Annotated in this window: 15 protein-coding genes; 2 read left to right on the top strand and 13 right to left on the bottom strand. The window is 71.6% G+C overall.

What is annotated here, in order from left to right:
• The 10 genes from ricT to topA all read right to left on the bottom strand — a co-directional run.
• Positions 1 to 821, bottom strand: an 821-nt coding sequence (gene ricT / locus E1287_RS35600; protein WP_131969680.1) for a regulatory iron-sulfur-containing complex subunit RicT, incomplete at its 3' end; no start/stop codon positions are given.
• Positions 822 to 886: 65 nt separating this feature from the next.
• On the bottom strand, positions 887 to 1,891 hold the full coding sequence (locus E1287_RS35595) for a hypothetical protein (RefSeq protein WP_243719659.1): 1,005 nt from the start codon (positions 1,889 to 1,891) through the stop codon (positions 887 to 889).
• Between the two features lie 294 nt (positions 1,892 to 2,185).
• Positions 2,186 to 3,100, bottom strand: a complete 915-nt coding sequence (locus tag E1287_RS35590; RefSeq protein ID WP_243719658.1) for a fructosamine kinase family protein — start codon at positions 3,098 to 3,100, stop codon at positions 2,186 to 2,188.
• Positions 3,101 to 3,105: 5 nt separating this feature from the next.
• A complete protein-coding gene (locus E1287_RS35585; RefSeq protein ID WP_131969675.1) occupies positions 3,106 to 3,588 on the bottom strand; it encodes a low molecular weight protein-tyrosine-phosphatase in 483 nt (160 codons plus the stop codon).
• A gap of 7 nt (positions 3,589 to 3,595) precedes the next feature.
• Complete coding sequence (locus E1287_RS35580) at positions 3,596 to 4,192, bottom strand: permease-like cell division protein FtsX (protein WP_131969674.1); 597 nt, start codon at positions 4,190 to 4,192, stop codon at positions 3,596 to 3,598.
• A complete protein-coding gene (locus E1287_RS35575) occupies positions 4,189 to 4,752 on the bottom strand; it encodes a SigE family RNA polymerase sigma factor (protein WP_243719657.1) in 564 nt (187 codons plus the stop codon). Before E1287_RS35575 ends, E1287_RS35580 begins: the two co-directional genes overlap by 4 nt.
• Before the next feature lie 249 nt (positions 4,753 to 5,001).
• Entirely contained in the window at positions 5,002 to 6,576 is a 1,575-nt protein-coding gene (locus E1287_RS35570) for a S8 family serine peptidase (RefSeq protein ID WP_243719656.1), read from the bottom strand.
• A 367-nt stretch (positions 6,577 to 6,943) separates the two neighbouring features.
• Positions 6,944 to 8,083: a DNA polymerase III subunit delta' gene (locus tag E1287_RS35565; RefSeq protein WP_131969672.1), complete on the bottom strand. Its 1,140-nt coding sequence runs from the start codon at positions 8,081 to 8,083 to the stop codon at positions 6,944 to 6,946.
• A 19-nt stretch (positions 8,084 to 8,102) separates the two neighbouring features.
• A complete protein-coding gene (gene tmk, locus E1287_RS35560) occupies positions 8,103 to 10,202 on the bottom strand; it encodes a dTMP kinase (protein ID WP_131969671.1) in 2,100 nt (699 codons plus the stop codon).
• 28 nt (positions 10,203 to 10,230) lie between these two features.
• Positions 10,231 to 12,927 carry a type I DNA topoisomerase gene (topA, locus tag E1287_RS35555; protein WP_243719655.1) on the bottom strand — a complete coding sequence of 899 codons (2,697 nt, stop codon included), beginning with the start codon at positions 12,925 to 12,927 and terminating at the stop codon, positions 10,231 to 10,233.
• A gap of 254 nt (positions 12,928 to 13,181) precedes the next feature.
• On the opposite strand from topA, the gene E1287_RS35550 reads away from it, so the two are divergent.
• Complete coding sequence (locus tag E1287_RS35550; RefSeq protein WP_117404471.1) at positions 13,182 to 13,367, top strand: DUF5703 family protein; 186 nt, start codon at positions 13,182 to 13,184, stop codon at positions 13,365 to 13,367.
• Between the two features lie 348 nt (positions 13,368 to 13,715).
• Here E1287_RS35550 and E1287_RS35545 read toward each other — a convergent pair whose 3' ends face one another.
• Both E1287_RS35545 and E1287_RS35540 read right to left on the bottom strand, forming a co-directional pair.
• On the bottom strand, positions 13,716 to 15,479 hold the full coding sequence (locus E1287_RS35545; protein WP_165969364.1) for a chaplin family protein: 1,764 nt from the start codon (positions 15,477 to 15,479) through the stop codon (positions 13,716 to 13,718).
• A 150-nt stretch (positions 15,480 to 15,629) separates the two neighbouring features.
• Positions 15,630 to 16,115: a hypothetical protein gene (locus E1287_RS35540; protein WP_131969669.1), complete on the bottom strand. Its 486-nt coding sequence runs from the start codon at positions 16,113 to 16,115 to the stop codon at positions 15,630 to 15,632.
• On the opposite strand from E1287_RS35540, the gene E1287_RS35535 reads away from it, so the two are divergent.
• On the top strand, positions 16,104 to 16,343 hold the full coding sequence (locus E1287_RS35535) for a hypothetical protein (RefSeq protein ID WP_131969668.1): 240 nt from the start codon (positions 16,104 to 16,106) through the stop codon (positions 16,341 to 16,343). The two genes, E1287_RS35540 and E1287_RS35535, sit on opposite strands and share 12 nt — an antisense overlap.
• A gap of 101 nt (positions 16,344 to 16,444) precedes the next feature.
• On the opposite strand, the gene E1287_RS35530 is transcribed toward E1287_RS35535, so the two are convergent.
• Positions 16,445 to 17,555 (bottom strand): M20/M25/M40 family metallo-hydrolase (locus E1287_RS35530; RefSeq protein WP_131969667.1); only part of this gene is annotated, 1,111 nt, incomplete at its 5' end.

Genomic DNA, 17,555 nt, shown 5'->3' with positions numbered 1-17,555 from the left:
GGGGTGGGGTGGTCGTACATGGCGTCGTGTTGGCGGCGTGGGGAGCAGACCGAGGCGGACGGGCAGGAGCAGCGGCCGCCGCTCGCCAGACGGACGGTCACCTTGTCGGACGGCACGTTGCGTCCCACCACCTGGCCCGGGCCGTTAGGGGTGTCCACGCGCGACCCCAGCGCGGGCATTCTTTCGTGCGCCTTGACGTAAAGCGGATGCTCGTATTTCAGGCAGCACATCAGGCGCCCGCACGCGCCCGCGATGCGCAGCGGGTTGACGGGAAGGTCCTGCTCCTTCGCCATCCGGACCGAGACGGGCTCGAAGTCCTTCAGGAACGTGGCGCAGCACAGATCGCGGCCGCAGGGGCCGATGCCGCCCTGGAGTCGGGCCTCGTCGCGGGGGCCGACCTGGCGGAGTTCGACGCGTGCCTTGATGCCGCGGGCCAGGTCGCGGACGAGGGCGCGGAAGTCGACGCGGTGCGGCGCGGTGAAGTAGATCTTGAAGACGTTCTCGGTGTCGAGGAAGTCGACGCCGATGACCTTCATGGGGAGTTCGTGCTTGCGGATGAGGCGCTTGGCGATCGAGCGGCCCTCGGCGCGGCGGCGGCGGTTGGTCTCGTCGCGGGCCAGGTGCTCGTCGGTGGCGGGGCCCGCGCATTCGGGGAGGCCGCCGATGTCGTCGGAGACCCACTGCGGCGCCCAGACGCATTCGGCGACCTCGGGGCCGGAATCGGTGGGGACGAGGACCTTGTCGCCCACCTTCGGGCTGTGCGTACCGGGGTCGAGGTAATAGAGCCGGCCGTAACGGGTGAAGCTGACTGCCATCACCATGCCCACGGTTTCGCTCCGTTCGCCCGATTCCGTGCGACCCACTTTAGGCCGTCCGGAAGCCGGGCTCACCAGGCGGCGTCTGCGAGATCTTCCCCTGGGACGGCGACATCCGCCGTATAGAGGTCCCCGGCGGTCGCCAGGAGCGCTTTTCCTGTGTGTGCGGTGTCGAGGCTGGTCAGTTCGTCCTTCACCTTCTGGTGCCACAGGACCTTGGTGGGCTCCCCCACCACACTGAGCGCCTGCACGGACATTTGCGAGTTCTTCACGATGCCGGCGAATACGGTCTTGCCGTCACGGCTCAGGATCGCCGTAGTGCCGCCCTTGGGGAGGGTCAGGACGGCCTTGCTCAGTTTCAGGTCGCCCGTAGGGCCATCGATGTTGAGCGTCCGGAGCTGATGTTTGGGCCCCACAACCTTGCCGCTCGTGGAACGGACGACCGGGCTCCACACGAACGAGAGCGTCGTGCCGGACCAGGCGAGGCTGCTCACGCGGGCGGGCAGCTTCGTCGTCCACACCCTGTGGACGCCGGTGCCGGCGGCGACCACGTCCACGCGGCCGCGGGCACCCTGGTAGGTGACGTAGGCGATGCGGTCGCCGGTCGGGCTCACGGCTAGGTCCGACCATGACGTGGACACGCCGGGCACGATGGCCTTCGGGATGTCCTTGAGGTCTTTGGGACGTCCGTTGTCCTGCAGCGTGAGGCGGTGGAACGTCACCGCGCGGCCGGCGTAGGACGCGACGACGTACGAGCCGTCCTTCAACGCGGCGACGCGGTGGAAGCGGCGGCCCTGCGGCGCGGCGACGGGCAGCCCGACGTCCGCACCGCTGCGGACGTCGCGGACGATGAGCGCCGTGCCCGACTCGGCGACCCCGACGACGAACCGGGGCTCGGTCTTCTTGGACTCGGCGGCGGGCGCCGCCTCGTGCTCCTTCTCGGCGGCGCGCTGGTGCCGGTGGACGACGTCCATCCCGCCGCCGACGAACAGCGCCGCGGCGGCGGCGACGGCGATGGGGATGAGGCCCCTCCAGGGTGGATTCTCGCGCCTGCCGTCCATCGGGTCGTCCCGCACCTGCCTTTCCGCTGCTCTGCCGCGTCCGTGTCGCCCGTCGTTTCTACCTCATCTCCATCGCGACAAAAACCCATGAACGCGGAGTTACCACATCGAAGCGAAACCAGATTCCCTGCGACCGCGCCGCATCAGCCGAGGGCCGCCAGGCGAGCGCGCCGCGCTAGCCAAGCGCCACGCCACCCGAGCACGCCGCGCCAGCCAAGCGGCGCGCCACCCGAGCGGCGCGCCACCTGAGCACGCCGCGTCAGCCAAGCGGCGCGTTGGCCAAGCGGCGCGTCAGCCGAGCGCGGCGTGTTAGCCGAGGGCGGCGTGGGCCGCGTCGGTCAGGGATGCACGATACGACTCGCCGAACAGTGCCACATGCACTAGGAGAGGATGCAACTGATGCAGTGGGAAGCGGACGCGCCATCCGTCCGCGAGCGCCGCGGTCTCGTCGTAGGCGGCGAGGATCCGTTCCAGGTGCGGCGTCCCGAACAGCGCCATCATGGCCAGGTCGGTCTCGCGGTGACCGCCGTGGGCCGCGGGGTCGATGAGCAGCGCCCGGCCGTCCGTCCACAGGACGTTGCCGGACCACAGGTCTCCGTGAATGCGGCTCGGCGGCTCGGGCGGGCCGGCGAGCGTCTCGATGTCCGCCATGACGCGCTCGACCAGGCGGATGTCGGCGGACGACAGGTGGCGGGCGCCCAGGCGCAGGAACGGTTCAAGGCGGCGCTCGGCGTACCATCCGGCCCAGCCACGGTCGCCCGGCGCCAGGGTGTTGTCGAGCGGGAGATCGGCGATGTAGCCGTCCCAGGGGGCGCCGTAGGCGGTCGGACGGGACGTGGTGTGGAGTGCGGCCAGTTCCCGTCCGAGCCGTTCCGCGCTGGACGGGGACGGCGACCCGGACGGCAGCCACGGCAGGACGAGCATGTGCTCATCCGCCGCCACCACCTCCGGAACGGGTGCCCTGGGGCCCGGCTCGGGAGCGGTCGCCTCCGACAGCCAGCGCAGGCCCGCCGCCTCCGCCGCGAACACGCCGTCCAGGTCGCCGCTCCCGTTTCTTACGGATTCGTCCGCGGCCTTCACGAAAACCTCGCGGCCATCGGCCAGGGACGCGCGGTGCAGCGTCCACGAGTGGCTGGACCCCAGGCCGTGCAGGCCGTCCACCCCGACCCCGAGGAGCCGCTCGACCCGATCGCGCACCCGGCCGGACGGCGCCCCGCCGCGCACGCGGCTCAGCGCTCCTTGAGCACCGTGCGGATCTCCTCCAGGAGACCGGGGACGGCGGCCTCCACCTGCTCAAGGACGAGATCGAAGTCTGCCCGGCCGCCGTAGTACGGGTCTGGGACGTCGAGGTCCGCCGCGTCGGCGTCCGGGTCGAACTCGCGGAGCAGCCGGACCCTGCCGCGGGCCTCCTCGTCCGGTGCCATCGAGCGCAGCGCCCGCCGGTGCCCCTCGTCCAGCGCGATGATCAGGTCGTAGCGGCCGAACCAGCCGGGCTCGAACTGCCGGGCTATGTGCGCCGACCGGTATCCGGCACGGTGCAGCGCCGCGACCGTCCGCTCGTCGGCCTCGTCGCCGACATGCCAGCCGCCGGTTCCGGAGCTGTCCACCTCCACGTCGAGGCCCTCGTCCTCGACGTGCTGGCGCAGGACCCATTCGGCCATCGGCGAGCGGCAGATGTTCCCCGTGCAGACGAAAGTGACGCGATACGGCATCTCTCCATCATGCCCGAGGCGCAACGGGCTCGATGACGGCCTTGTCCACGCCGGGAAGGCCATCGATCGCGGCCTTCACCGCCCTCGCGGCCTCCTCGTCCGCGACCTCGACGCGGAACGAGTCGGCAAGGTCACTCATCCGGGTCTTCGCCACGAAGTCCTCGTTGGCGGCGAACCGTTCCTTGAATCTCGCGTACGCCTGCTCCTGCGACTCGTAGGTGAGGCGCCGCACCTGCGGCATGGCCTCCAGCCGCCGCCGGACGTCCTGCTTCTGGAGCTCGCTCGCCGCCTTCATCGCGCAGGCGGAGTTGGAGGCCGTCGGAACGCACAGGAACACCGCCACCCTGCGCTCGCTGGACGTCGCCGCAGCGTTCTTCCCGGATTGGGCGCCGAGCGTCCGGTCCAGGGCGACGTGGCCGCCCACGACCACACCCCCCATGACCAGGACCAACGCGGTGATCAAGGCGCCCACGGCCAGCGGGCGCGACAACACCCCGGGCGACGGCGGCCGGTCCGGGAACGGCGGCGGTGGCACGTCCGCTGGGCGGACGGTCTCCCCGACGTCCTTCAGCGCGTCCGTCAGGCGTTCTTCGGGTCCGTTCACCGCTCCTCCTTGAGAATCCGTGCCAGCGCGGCGATCGCCCGGGACGTGGTCGACTTGACGGTGCCGCGGCTCACCCGCATCGCGGCGGCGATCTCCTGCTCCGACAGATCGCAGAAGTAGCGCAGGACCAGGGCCTCACGCTGCCGGACGGGAAGCCGGTGCAGCGCCTCCATGACCTCCCGGCGGTCCTCCGCGACCATGGCCGCCGCCTCGGCGGACCAGACGGGCGGCTGGTGGACGGTGCGGAACGGCCTGCCGCGCCGCCGGAGCACCGTCCGCGACCGGTTCAGGACGGCGGACCGCACGTACGTGAGCGCCTTGTTGCGGTCCTGCAGCCGCGACCACCGCTTGTAGAGGCCGGCGAACGCGTCCTGGACGACGTCCTCGGCCGTCCCCCGGTCCCCGACCATCATCAGCGCGAGGCGCATCAGCCCCAGCGCATGCCCTCGGTAGAGATCGGTGACCGCTGACGTCGCGTCGGTCGACGTCGCGTCGGTGAGGGACGCCTCGTGCGGACGGTCCGGCGGACGTTCGGCGACCATCGGCTCAGCCCCGCTCATCCGGGACGCCTCGCTGAGGCGGCCACCAGGCGGGATCGGATGAGCGGGTCCGGTCCTTCATTGCTGAGAAGTTGACCTTCCATGTATCAGAGACACCGCCGGCCCTCGCAGGTTGCTTTTTGCCGCGAAGGCGAAAGAAGCGAGCAAGGCGGGACTCGACAAATTAGCGAAGCGGCTCAGGACCGGTCTCGGTCCTGAGCCGCTTCGCTATGCGATACAGATCGGGTCAGCGACGCCTACGTGACGGCGTCAGTGGCTGACGGCGTTCAGGGCGTCCACGATGCCGCTGCCGAAGAACCCGTTCCGGCCCTTCGAGCCTTCGCAGGTCTGCGTCGACGTGTTCTTCACCCACTTGCCGTCCTGCAGCGTGTACCAGACGTACTCGAAGGCCCGCGGGCTCGGGCATTCCTTCTCGGTCGCGGTTCCGCGCAGCGCCCATTCCACGGCGCGCGGGTCGAGGGTGAGCCCGCCGCGGCCGCGGTCCCGCTGCCCGTACTTGCTGACGATCAGGGCGGCGACGCCGACGGCGTGCGGCGACGCCATCGAGGTGCCCTGGATCGACTGGTAGTAGGCGCAGTCGTCGCCCTTGCAGCTGCGGATGATGTTCGGCACCTTCGGCGTGCCGTCCGGGTTCAGCTCGCCACGCTCCTTCGCGAGGCGCTCGGGGTAGGCGGCCCAGATCCCGGCGCGGTCGTCCGGACGCTGGTCCGCCGTGTCGACCTTGTCGCCGCCCGGCGCGGCCACCGCGACGTACCCGTTGCCGTAGCTGCTGAAGTACGACTTGCGGGTGCTCGGCCCGGTCGAGGAGACCGGGATGACGTTCTTGCCCTCGGACGGCATCGAGATGCAGCTCGCCGGGATCGTCCGCTCGTACGGCTTCTCACCGGGGACGGACGGGAAGTCCGGGCTGGAGTCGTCCACGTTCGTCTTGGTGTAGTCGACGCGCTCGTTGCCGGCGGCGGCGACCAGCGTGACGTCCCGCTCGTGCGCGAAGTCCAGCGCCCGCTGCACGGCCGTGACGATGGTGCGCTGCTCAAGCTGGTCCTGGGGGCTGTCGGCCGGGTTGTTGCCGCAGTTCCAGAGCCACGGGTCCACGTAGTAGGACATGTTGACGACGTCGATGCCGTTCTTGGCCGCGTACGTCAGGCCGTCCACGGTCGGCTGGAGGAAGAAGTAGCCGGAGTCCTGGCCGACGCGCAGGTTGACGATCGAGACGTTCGGCGCGACGCCGGACATCCCGAGGCCGTTGCGCGGCGAGGCGATCGTGGACGCGACATGCGTCCCGTGGTCGTTGTCGTCCCAGTCGTTGGGGTCGACGCAGCCCTTGAACTCGCACGGGCCGTCGACCTCGGCGCCGTTGGCGTCGGTCGGGATGTCGGTGGTGAAGTTGCGGCTGAGCTTGCTGTTGAAGTTCGGCTTGATGTCAGGGTGGTCGCCGTCCACGCCGGTGTCCAGGACGCCGACCAGCACGCGCTTGTCGCCCGGCTCCTTCTTGTACGAGCCGTCCGCCGTCGCGTGGATCTGCTTCATGTCCCACTGCAGGTCGGCCAGCGGCTCCTTGTCCTTGGACGGCCTGCCGTCCAAGGACACCGCGTTCTTCGTGCCGACGAGCTGCTCGACCTTCGCGGACTTCTTCTTCGCCGTCTTCGGCGCCTGGCCGATGACGCGGTTGTGCGCGACGCCTTCCAGGGCGCGCTCGTCCATGGCGTCCTGGATGAACGCCGGGTTCTCTGACCGGACGGTCGCGACGCCCACGTCCCGGTTCTCGTGGACGATCTCGCCTCCGGCCTCCCGCACCGCACGACGGGCACTGCTAGAGGACACGTCCTCCTTGTAGAGGACGACGTACTCCGAAACCTCACCCTTAGCCTGCGTTGGGTTCGGAGCCGCTGACGCTGGGAACGCGAGGGCCGTCACGGTCGTGACGGCGCACGCGGCGGAAATCAAGGCTCGCCGCAAAGCAGACCTCCTGGCAGTGGGGGAGCGGCCCGGGGATCGGGGCCCAAGCGAGGAGCAAGGTACGTATGTTCCCGTTGAGAGATGCGAACGGTTATATAACGAAAAGGGAGATCTCTTGTAAGGCAGGGGTTTCGGTCGCCCATCCGAGCGGACTCGGGCGGTACCCCCGCCGGTGCGCGGACGATGCGCGGCCGGTACCCAGCCGGTGCGCGGGCGGTACCCAAGCCGGTACTCAGCCGGTGCGCAGCGCCAGCGTGAGCGCCTCGACGGCGAGCAGCGGGTTGACGTTCAGCTCCAGCCGCTCCCGGCACGCCATGATCGCGTCCAGCCGCCTGAGCGTGTCCTCGGGACGTCCGTCCGCCGCCGATGTTCGCAGCTCAGGGGCGAGATCGACGTTGAGCAACTCGCTGCCGGTGCCGAGCTGCAGCGTCAGGACGTCCCGGTAGTAGGACGCGAGGTCGAGCAGCGTCCGGTCCAGGGCGTCGCGCTTGGCCCGCGTCGCGCGCGACTTCTGGCGATCCGCTAGGTCCTTGAGGGCGCCCGCCGTTCCGCGCGGCATGCGGCCCTTCTCGCTCTCGCCGAGCGCCTTGCGCATCGCGGACGTCTCAGCGTCGTCCAGTTCCTCGGTCCGGACCTTCGCCTCCGCCTCGGCGGCCTTCACGATGGCCTCCGCCGCCGCGACAGCCGGACCCACCGAGGTCAGCCTCCGCGGCACGGACATCACGGCCGCGCGCCTCTCCCGCGCCTCCGGGTTCGTGGCGAGCCGCCGCGCCTGGCCGATGTGGCCCTGCGCCGCGCGCGCCGCCGACTCGGCCGTCTCCCGGTCGATGCCGTCCCGCAGGACGAGCACGTCCGCGACCGCCGCGACCGGCGGGGTGCGCAGTGTCACGACCCGGCAGCGGGATTTGATCGTCACCAGCAGGTCGTCCGGCGAGGGGGTGCACAGCAGCCAGAGCGTCCGGGCCGGGGGCTCCTCGATCGCCTTCAGCAGCACGTTCGCCGCCGACTCCGTCGCGCGGTCGGCGTCCTCGAAGAGCACGATCTGCCAGCGGCCGCCGCTCGGCGACGACGACGCGCGCAGCACCAGCCGCCGGGCCTCCGCCGCGCCGTAGGACAGCCCCGCCGGACGGACGACCTCGATGTCGGCGTGCGTCCCCTGGAGCACCTGGTGGCAGGACGGGCAGTGCCCGCACCCTCGCGGCACCTCTTCGCACTGCAACGCCGCAGCGAACGCCCGCGCCGCCGTGACGCGCCCGGCGCCGGGCGGGCCGGTGAAGAGCCAGGCGTGGGCGAGGCCGCCGTCGTTCTCCGCGGCCGACGACAGCTGCGCGACGACGGGCTCCTGCCCCACCAGGTCATCCCAGACGCTCATGGGTACGAGGCTAGCCGGGTCACAGGTCCGTGATGACGGGGAACGTGCTCGTGACGTCCTCGGTCCCGGCCGGGACCGGGTCGGGGAGGATCTCGCGGATGCGGTACTGGATCTCGCGGCTCAGCTCGGCCTGCGGGCGGCTCGCGTCCAGGATCAGGTAGCGGTCCGGGTCGGCCTCGGCGAGGGCGCGGAATCCGGCGCGGACGCGCTCGTGGAAGTCGGCCGACTCGGACTCGATGCGGTCGGCGGGCGCCGACAGCCGGTCGAGGCCGGCGCGCGGCGGGATCTCCAGCAGGACGGTCAGGTCCGGGACGAGGCCCCCGGTGGCCCAGGCGTTCACGCGGGCGATGTCCTCGACCCGCTGCTGCCGTCCGAAGCCCTGGTAGGCGAGGGACGAGTCGACGTAGCGGTCGCTGACGACGATCGCGCCGCGCTCCATCGCAGGCTTGATGACGTTCGCGATGTGGTCGGCGCGGTCGGCGGCGTACAGCAGCGTCTCGGCGCGGACGGACAGGCCCGTGGTGTCGCGGTCCAGCAACATCGCGCGCAGCCGCATCCCGATCTTGGTGGCGCCCGGTTCCTGCGTGGTGACGACGTCGTAGCCGTGGTCGCGGAGCCAGATCGCGGCGAGCCGCGCCTGGGTGGTCTTCCCGGCGCCCTCGCCGCCCTCGAACGCGACGAACACGCCGCGCTGCCCCCGGTGGACGGGCTGCGCGGCGGCGGCAGCGGCCGCGGCCTGCTCCGGCGGCGTGTAGACCTCGCCGTGCAGCGCGGCGCGCAGGTCGGGCAGGAGCGGGATGCCGCGCCGGTCGTCCAGCCGCTTGTACGCGACGGCGCCCGCGAGCAGGGCCGCCACGGCGGCGATGAGGAGCGCGGCACCCGTCCCGGTGACGTCGTACACGCCGCCGCCGAGGTCGATGCGGTGCGAGCCGACAGCCCCGGCGATCAGCGGGACGACCGCGAACACGACCACGGCGGTGACGACGGCGACCGAGCGCAGGTAGGCGGACGGACGGGAATCGTCCGGCGAGTCGGAGTCGGCGAGACCGTCCGGGTCGTTGAGGACGGTCGAGCCCGTCGTCCAAGCCGCCCCGGCGAACACGCCCAGCAGGCCCGTGGCGAACACGACGACCACGAGGTTCTGGACGAGCGCCAGCACCACGAGCGTGACGGCAGCGGCGAGAACGGCGAGGCCGAGGAGCCGTCGGCGGCTGAACGGGACGAGCACGCGCGGCCCTAGGAACAGCCCGGAGCCGACGCCCAGCGCGAGACCGGCGAGGACGGTGCCGTAGCCCGCGTCGCCCCCGCCCAGTTCACCGGTGTGGACGCGGGCGACCGCGACGACCGCGCAGGACGCGAGGGACGCCGCCGTGACGGCCAGGCCGAGGCCGCGGACGGCGCCCGTCCCGGGCCCCTGGAAGAGCAGCTTCAGCGGCGACTCGACATGGATCGGCACCGAGGCCGGGATGTCGCGGATCGCGGCGACGACGGCGCCCGAGGCCAGGAAGACGGCGGCCGTCACGTACAGGGCGAGGTCGGCGCGGGAGCCGCGGCCGAGCGTCCCGTCCGCGATCAAAGCGAGGACCGCGAACAGCAGCGCGGCGACGGGGGCCGGGCCGAACACGACCCGGGTCGCCGACCGGTGGGCGCGGGCCCGCCGGTCCTCGTCCGCGGCGAGCGCGGGCAGCGACGCGCGCGCCGCCGGCGTCCACAGCAGGCCCAGGAAGGCGACGAGGAACGCGGCGGCCATCGTCCACGGCAGCGTGCCGACGAGCGGGACCGTCGCGAGCAGCACCAGCCGCAGCACGTCCGCGATCAGCAGCATGAGCCGGCGGTCGACGCGGGCGGCGAGCATCCCGCCGAGCGGCGCGAGCAGCACCGCAGGCAGCAGCATCAGCGCGAGCACGGCGCCGACCGCCTGCGCCTGCGCTGCCGCATCGTCGTCGCGGGTCAGCGTCGCGGCCATCGCGGTCAGCGCCGGAACACTGAGCCACAGGCCGAGGCCGGACAGCGACAGCGCGGACCGCAGCCGCCGGAACGGCCCGCTCGACGGTAGAGGCGAAACGCCCGGCGGCGGTGACGCTGCGGGGTGCGGCCGGGATGCGCCCGTTCTGGTCATGTCGGTCAGGGTATCGGCGTAGATGTCCCTAGGAGCCGGACTTTGCGGAGGTTCGACGGCGGGTTGCCGGCTTCTTCTTACCGCCGCCCGCGGCCACCTTCTCACGGCGCTCCGCCAGCAGCTCCGCGGCGCGCTGGATGGTGATGGACTCGACCTCGTCGCCCTTGCGGAGGCTCGCGTTCGTCTCGCCGTCGGTGACGTACGGGCCGAAACGCCCCTCCTTCACCACGACCGGCTTCTCGCTCGCCGGGTCCTTGCCCAGCTCGCGCAGCGGCGCGGCAGACGCGGCCCGGCGGCCCCGCTGCTTCGGCTGCGCGAACAGCTCCTTCGCCTGCTCCAGCGTGACGGTGAACAGCTCGTCCTCCGAGGAGAGCGAACGGCTGTCGGTCCCCCGCTTGATGTACGGGCCGAAACGTCCGTTCTGCGCGGTCACCGGCTCGCCGTCCAGGTCGCCGAGCGTGCGCGGCAGCGACAGCAGCTTCAGCGCGTCGTCGAGCGTGATCGTGTCGAGCGACATCGACTTGAACAGGGAACCGGTGCGCGGCTTGGGGGTGTCCGCCTTCTTCGTCCGCTTCTTCTTCTCGCCCTCGGCGGGCGGGGCGGGCTCGGGCAGGATCTCGGTGACGTAAGGGCCGAACCGTCCCGACTTGGCGACGATCGTGTGGCCGGTCGCCGGGTCCGTGCCGAGCTCCCGGTCGCCGGACGGCTGCGCGAGCAGCTCCGCGGCCCTGTCGGCGGTCAGCTCGTCGGGCGCGATGTCGTCCGGGATGTTGGCGCGCTCGCCGTCCCGGTCGAGATACGACCCGTACCGGCCGACCCGCACCATGATGTCGGAGTCCTTGATCGGGAACGAGCTGACGCCCTTGGCGTCGATGTCGCCGATGTCGCCGACCAGCTCCTTCAGGCCCTCCTCGCCCTCGGCGCCGAAGTAGAACCGCGTCAGCCAGCGGACGCGCTCCGCCTCACCGCGGGCGATCTCGTCGAGACCGTCCTCCATGTGCGCGGTGAAGTCGTAGTCGACCAGGTTGCCGAAGTGCTGCTCCAGCAGGTTGACCACGGCGAACGCCAGGAACGACGGGACGAGCGCCGTGCCCTTCTTGAACACGTACTCGCGGGCCAGGATCGTCCCGATGATCGAGGCGTAGGTGGACGGGCGCCCGATCTCCCGCTCCTCCAGCTCCTTCACCAGGCTCGCCTCGGTGTAGCGCGCCGGCGGGCGGGTGGAGTGGCCCTCCGCGTCCACGGCCGTGGCGGTCAGCGGGTCGCCCTCGGCCAGGTTCGGCAGCCGCCGCTCCTGGTCGTCCCGGTCGGTGGACGGGTCGTCCGCGCTCTCCACGTACGCCTTGAGGAATCCGTAGAACGTGATCGTCTTACCGGTCGCGCCGAACTCGGCCCGCTCGTTCTGCGTCGACAGCCCGGTGACGCGGATCGACACGGACTGGCCGGTCGCGTCCTTCATCTGGGAAGCGATCGTCCGCTTCCAGATCAGCTCGTACAGCCGGAACTGGTCGCCGGACAGGCCCGTCTCCGCCGGCGTCCGGAACGTGTCGCCCGCCGGGCGGATCGCCTCGTGCGCCTCCTGCGCGTTCTTCACCTTGGACGCGTAGACGCGCGGCTTGTCCGGCACGTACTCGCCGCCGAACAGCGACGCCGCCTGCCGCCGCGCCGCCGTGATCGCCGTCTCCGACAGCGTGATCGAGTCGGTTCGCATGTACGTGATGAAGCCGTTCTCGTACAGCTTCTGCGCCACCGACATCGTGTACTTGGCGGAGTAGTTCAGCTTCCGGCTCGCCTCCTGCTGGAGGGTCGTCGTCCGAAAGGGGGGGTACGGGCGGCGGGTGTAGGGCTTCCGCTCGACGGACTTGACCTCGTACGGCCGGTCCCGGAGCCGCTCGGCCAGCGCGCGGGCGGCGGGCTCGTCGAGGTGCAGCGCGTCCCTCGTCTTCAGGGTGCCGTCGGACGCGAAGTCCCGGCCCTGCGCGACGCGCTTGCCGTCCACGGAGACGAGCCCGGCCTTGAACGCCTTCGGTTCTTCGTCCTTGCCTGTGTCGAACAGGGCGGCGATGTCCCAGTAGTGGGCCGGGACGAACGCGATCCGCTCCCGCTCCCGCTCGACCACCAGGCGCGTCGCCACCGACTGCACGCGGCCCGCCGACAGCTTCGGCATGACCTTCTTCCACAGGACGGGGCTGACCTCGTACCCGTAGAGGCGGTCCAGGATGCGGCGCGTCTCCTGCGCGTCCACCAGGCGCATGTTCAGCTCACGCGGGTTCGCGGCGGCGCGCTGGATCGCGTCCTTGGTGATCTCGTTGAAGACCATCCGGTGGACGGGGACCTTCGGCTTCAGGACGTCCTGGAGGTGCCAGGCGATCGCCTCGCCCTCCCGGTCCTCGTCCGTCGCGAGGTAGAGCTCGTCGGCCTCGGCGAGCAGCTTCTTCAGCTTCTGGACCTGCTGCCGCTTGTCGGAGTTGACGACGTACAGCGGCTCGAACTCGCGCTCGACGTTCACGCCGAGCTTGGCCCACGGCTCGCCCTTGTACTTGGCCGGCACCTCCGAGGCGCTGCCCGGGAGGTCCCGGATATGGCCGATACTGGACTCCACGATGTAGCCGCGCCCCAGGTACCCCGCGATCGTCTTCGCCTTGGCAGGCGACTCGACGATCACCAGGCGGGTACCGGCGCCGTTGCTCCGGCCACTGTTCGCGGTGCCGTTCTTGGCTGGCACAGTCGCTCCAACCTCGCTGTCTTGGTCCTCTTGAACAGGCTCTTTCTTACAGACTTCGTACAACGTCGCGGGACGGCGCGTTCATGCCCGCGGGCCGCTCCCGACCGTCCCACGATCATCGCTCCGCCCCCGCGGACGAACGGGATTCTCACCGCCGCACGCCCCAGACAGGATGACATGCCGCCGGCCGCCGTGCGGACGGGGTCGCCACCGTACGGTGCCCGGCCCCCGGTGGACCAGTAATAATGGTCGCAATGGCGGAGTACACCTACCTCGTCCTGTCACTGCCGCGCGGCACCACGCGTGATACCGCCCGGCAGATCATGACCGAGCACGCAGAGCGCGGCGGCTGGGAAATCGATCGGTTGCGCCTCTACCCGGACGGCCGCCGCCGTATTCAACTCCGCCGCAAGGTCATCCGCGTCGTCCGCACGTTCTGACCGGCCGTCCGCGGATTCCGGCCGTCCGACCGCACGTTATAACCGTCTTCCGGCCCCTTGACCGTCTTCCCGCCCCGCCCGCCGCCGAGCGGATGACGAGCTCCGCCCTCGACCGATACTGGCGGTCCGTCCGGGAGTGTAGCACTACGTACGTTCCCCTTGACGGACGGTGATCCACAGGCATGGCTTCGCCCGTCCCGGACCGCGCCTTCCGGGACGGGCGAAGCACCCTCATCGCCACCGCGTCACGACCACGCCCGGCCGCGATGCGGGGGCGACACCTCACTCACCCTGCCGGCCGGGCCGTCGATCGTCTGACGGCCTGGCGGGCCTGGCGGCTCGATCCTCTCAGCGGCGGCCCGTGCGGGCGCGCCGGGACAGCGCGAGCGCACCGGCCGTGGCGGCCAGCATCCCGGACACGGCCAGCGTCCACGTCGCTCCGGCGTCGGCGCCGCCGGTGATCGTCTCCTCCGCCGCGACCTTCTTCACCGGACCGAGCTCACCCGTCGCCGGGACGACCTTGGACACCGGCCCGCCGACGACCGCTCCGGCGGGCTCCGGCAGCTTCTCGGTCACCGTCTTGAGCTTCGGGACGACCGGCTTCGCCGGCAGGACGTCCCCGCCCGGCACGCCGGGGATCTGCTGCGGCGCCGGCAGCGTCTTCGGGCCCTCGGACCCGTGCGCCCTCGTCCCGGACGGCAGCCCCTTGCCCTTGGGCAGCCCGCCCTTGGGCAGCCCGCCCTTGGGCAGCCCGCCCTTGGGCAGCCCGCCCTTGGGCAGGGCGTCGGTCTTGGGCAGCGTCTTGGGGAGACCGTCGCTCTTGGGGAGGGTGGTCGCCGGGGACTGGCGGCCCGTCTGGGAAACACCGTCCGTCTTCGGCAGGCCGCGTCCCTTGAGCAGGCCGTCCACCTTCGGGAGTCCCTTCAGCGCGGACGGGTCGACGCCCTTGGGGAGCTTGGCGCCCGCCTTGGGCGGGTCGGGCAGGGTGGCCGCGCCCGGGTTCAGCGGGAGCGGCTCACCGGCGCGGGCCGTCCGGTGGTGGGGGTAGCCGTCGTCGTGGCCGGGGCCGCCTTCGCACGCCGCGACGGCGAAGCCGATGACCGCGGCGGCGTTGCCGCACACGTTCGCGGAGGGCGAGACCGGCACGTTTCCCTGGTTGCCGGACAGGACGCCGCCGACCCCGGACGTGGACTGGTCGCCGCCGGAGCCGCCGCCCGCGTGGGCGCCGCCCTCGCAGAACGCGGCGGCCTGCCCGAGCACGGCGACGGCGTTGCCGCACACGTTCGCCACGATGCCGATCGGGGCACTGGCCTGGTTGCCGGAGATCACCCCGCCCGTCCCGTCGGTGACCTGGCCGCCGCCCGTCCCGTAACCGCCGTCGCCGGTGGACGCGCCGCCCGCGCAGGCCGCCGCCGCGTCGCCGACCGCGTTCCCGCAGACGTCGGCGGGCGCGCTGACCGGCAGGCCCGCCTGGTTGCCGCTACCGGTGCCGAACAGGCCGGACGTCTCCTGTCCGGCCCCGCTCCGCCCGCCGTCCATGACGTGGGAGCCGCCCTTGACGGCGGAGCCGCCCTCGCAGCCGGCCACCGCGAAGCCGGCGATCGCCACGGCGTTGCCGCACACGTTGGCGGGGATGGAGATCGGCGCGTTCGCCTGGTTGCCGGCGATGACGCCGCCCGTCCCGTCGGTGACCTGGCCGCCGGAGCCGCCGCCCACGACCTTGGCGCCGCCCTTGCAGCCCGCGTCCGTGTGCCCGAGCACGGCGACGGCGTTGCCGCAGACGTTCACCGGCGCGGAGACGGGCGCGTTGACCTGGTTTCCGGAGAGGACGCCGCCCGTGCCGGACGTCATCTGCCCGCCGCCGTCGCCGTGGCCGCGGACCTTGGCGCCGCCCACGGACCCGGCGGACGAGGTGCCGAGCAGGGCCGCGGCGTTGCCGCTCACGTCGACCGGCGCGGAGATCGGCGCGGCGACCTGGTTGCCGCCGAGGACGCTGCCGGTGCCGTCGGTGATGTCGGCGTAGGCGTTGGCGGGGATGGCGCTGACACCGAGGGCGACAAAGCCCGCGGTGAGCACCGCGGCACGAGATGTGCCCTTTGCCCACGTTCGCATGATGCTCCGTTCAGTGAAATGGGGGGATCGAGACGCACGGTCATGTGTGGGTCTCGTGGGGGACGACGTGCCGCGGAGGGCACGGCACGTCCCGGACAGGGCGGGCCCGGCCATGCGGACAGGGCCCTGTCCGGAGTCAGTGATCAGTGATCAGTCGGGCGCGAAGGACGGCTCGTCCGCTGCGGTGCGGACGGCCGGGGGCAGTGCGCCGGGAGGGCGACCCGACGGCGCTCGCATGGGAGCCGGCGTCCACACGACGGCGCCGGGAAAGCCCGCGGTAACGCCGGGCATGACGAGGCCACCGGCGACGGAATGCTCGTCGGGCCGCTCCGGCGCCTGCACCGGCACCGGATGTTTTTGGACGTTCCGTTGCGCCCCTTGGCCGTCGTTCTTCTCAACCTGCTGAGCCGACGCGATCCTGTGCGTCCACCGGTGCGGCCGCGAAACGGTCATCGCGCCATCCGTCACGGGCGCGTCGCCGACTTCCTGAACGCTCTCGGAAGCCTCCGGAAGGGGCGCATCGTGCGCCACCGGTTCCTTCGCCGCTTCCACCGGCGGCGGCTTCTCCATCACGGTCTGCACCACGTCCGGCACGGGCCGGCGGTCGGTCGCGGCCTCGACCGCATGCCCCAGCACGGGCGCCTCCGCGACCACGTGCGCCTGCGCCGCGGGCACCTCGTCGGCGTGGGCCGACTGCGCGGCGCACCCGAGGAGCCACCCCGCGATCAGCAGCCCGGCGAGGACGAGCAGCCGCCGGACGGCCCGGCCGACGACCGCGGCGCGACGCGGCTGGACAGCGACCGCGGCGCGACGCGGAGGGACGGCGACCGCGGCGCGACGCGGAGGGACGGCGACCGCCCCTGACCGCGCCGCGTCACGTGCCACCGACCAACCTCCGTTGCGACCAGATCGTCCTCAACGAATGGTGACGATAGCACCACGGAACGCATTGGAGATGGCAAAATTCAGGACCGATCAAGGAATGTGTCGAGGACCCGCACGCCGAAGCGCAGACCGTCCACGGGAACGCGTTCGTCGACCCCGTGGAACATTCCGGAAAAGTCCAACTCTGGGGGTAGTTTCAGTGGCGCGAAACCGTAGCATCGCATACCAAGCCGGGCGAACGCCTTGGCGTCCGTCCCGCCGCTCAGGCAGTAGGGGACCGGCAGCGCGCCCGCGTCCTCCGAGGTCAGCGCCGCCTCCATCGCCGCGACGAGCGCACCCTCATAATCCGTCTCGAGCGCGTGGTCATGATGGACGAAATCCCGCTGGACGTCCGGACCGAGCAGTTCGTCCACTACCGCGAAGAATTCCTCCTCATGCCCGGGAAGGAAGCGTCCGTCCACCTGAGCGGACGCCGTCTGCGGAATGACATTCGTCTTATATCCGGCGTCCAGCCGGGTCGGATTGAGCGTATTCTTCAGCGTCGCGCCGATCATGCGCGCCAGCGGACCGATCTGCTCCAGGCACTTCTCCGGCCGCTCCGGATCGAACTCCACCCCGTACGCCATGCACGCCCGCTCCAGGAACGCCCGCACCGACTTCGTCAACCGCACCGGGAACTCGTACGACCCCAGCCGCCCGACCGCCGCCGCCACGGCCGTCACCGCGTTGTCCGGATGCACCATCGACCCGTGGCCCGCCGTCCCCTTGGCGGTCAGGTTCATCCACGCGATGCCCTTCTCCGCCGTCTCGATGAGGTACATCCGCCGGTCCCCGGGCACCGTCAGGCTGAACCCGCCGACCTCCCCCACGGCCTCGGTGCACCCCTCGAACAGCTCCGGATGCTCCTTCACCAGCCACTGAGCCCCCCACTTGCCCCCGGCCTCCTCGTCGGCCAGAAACGCGAGCACCACGTCCCGCGGCGGCCGCCGCCCCTCCCGCAACCGCTGCCGCACCACCGCGAGGATCATCGCGTCCATGTCCTTCATGTCCACGGCCCCGCGGCCCCAGACGCACCCGTCCGCGATCTCCCCGCCGAACGGGTCCCGCGTCCAGTCCTCCCTGCGCGCGGGCACCACGTCCAGATGCCCGTGCAACAACAGCGCGTCCCGCCCCCGGTCCTCCCCCTCGATC

The sequence above is a fragment of the Actinomadura sp. KC06 genome (assembly GCF_004348735.1).
In the GTDB taxonomy this organism is placed as follows: domain Bacteria; phylum Actinomycetota; class Actinomycetes; order Streptosporangiales; family Streptosporangiaceae; genus Spirillospora.
This window is presented reverse-complemented; position numbering and strand designations above follow the sequence as displayed.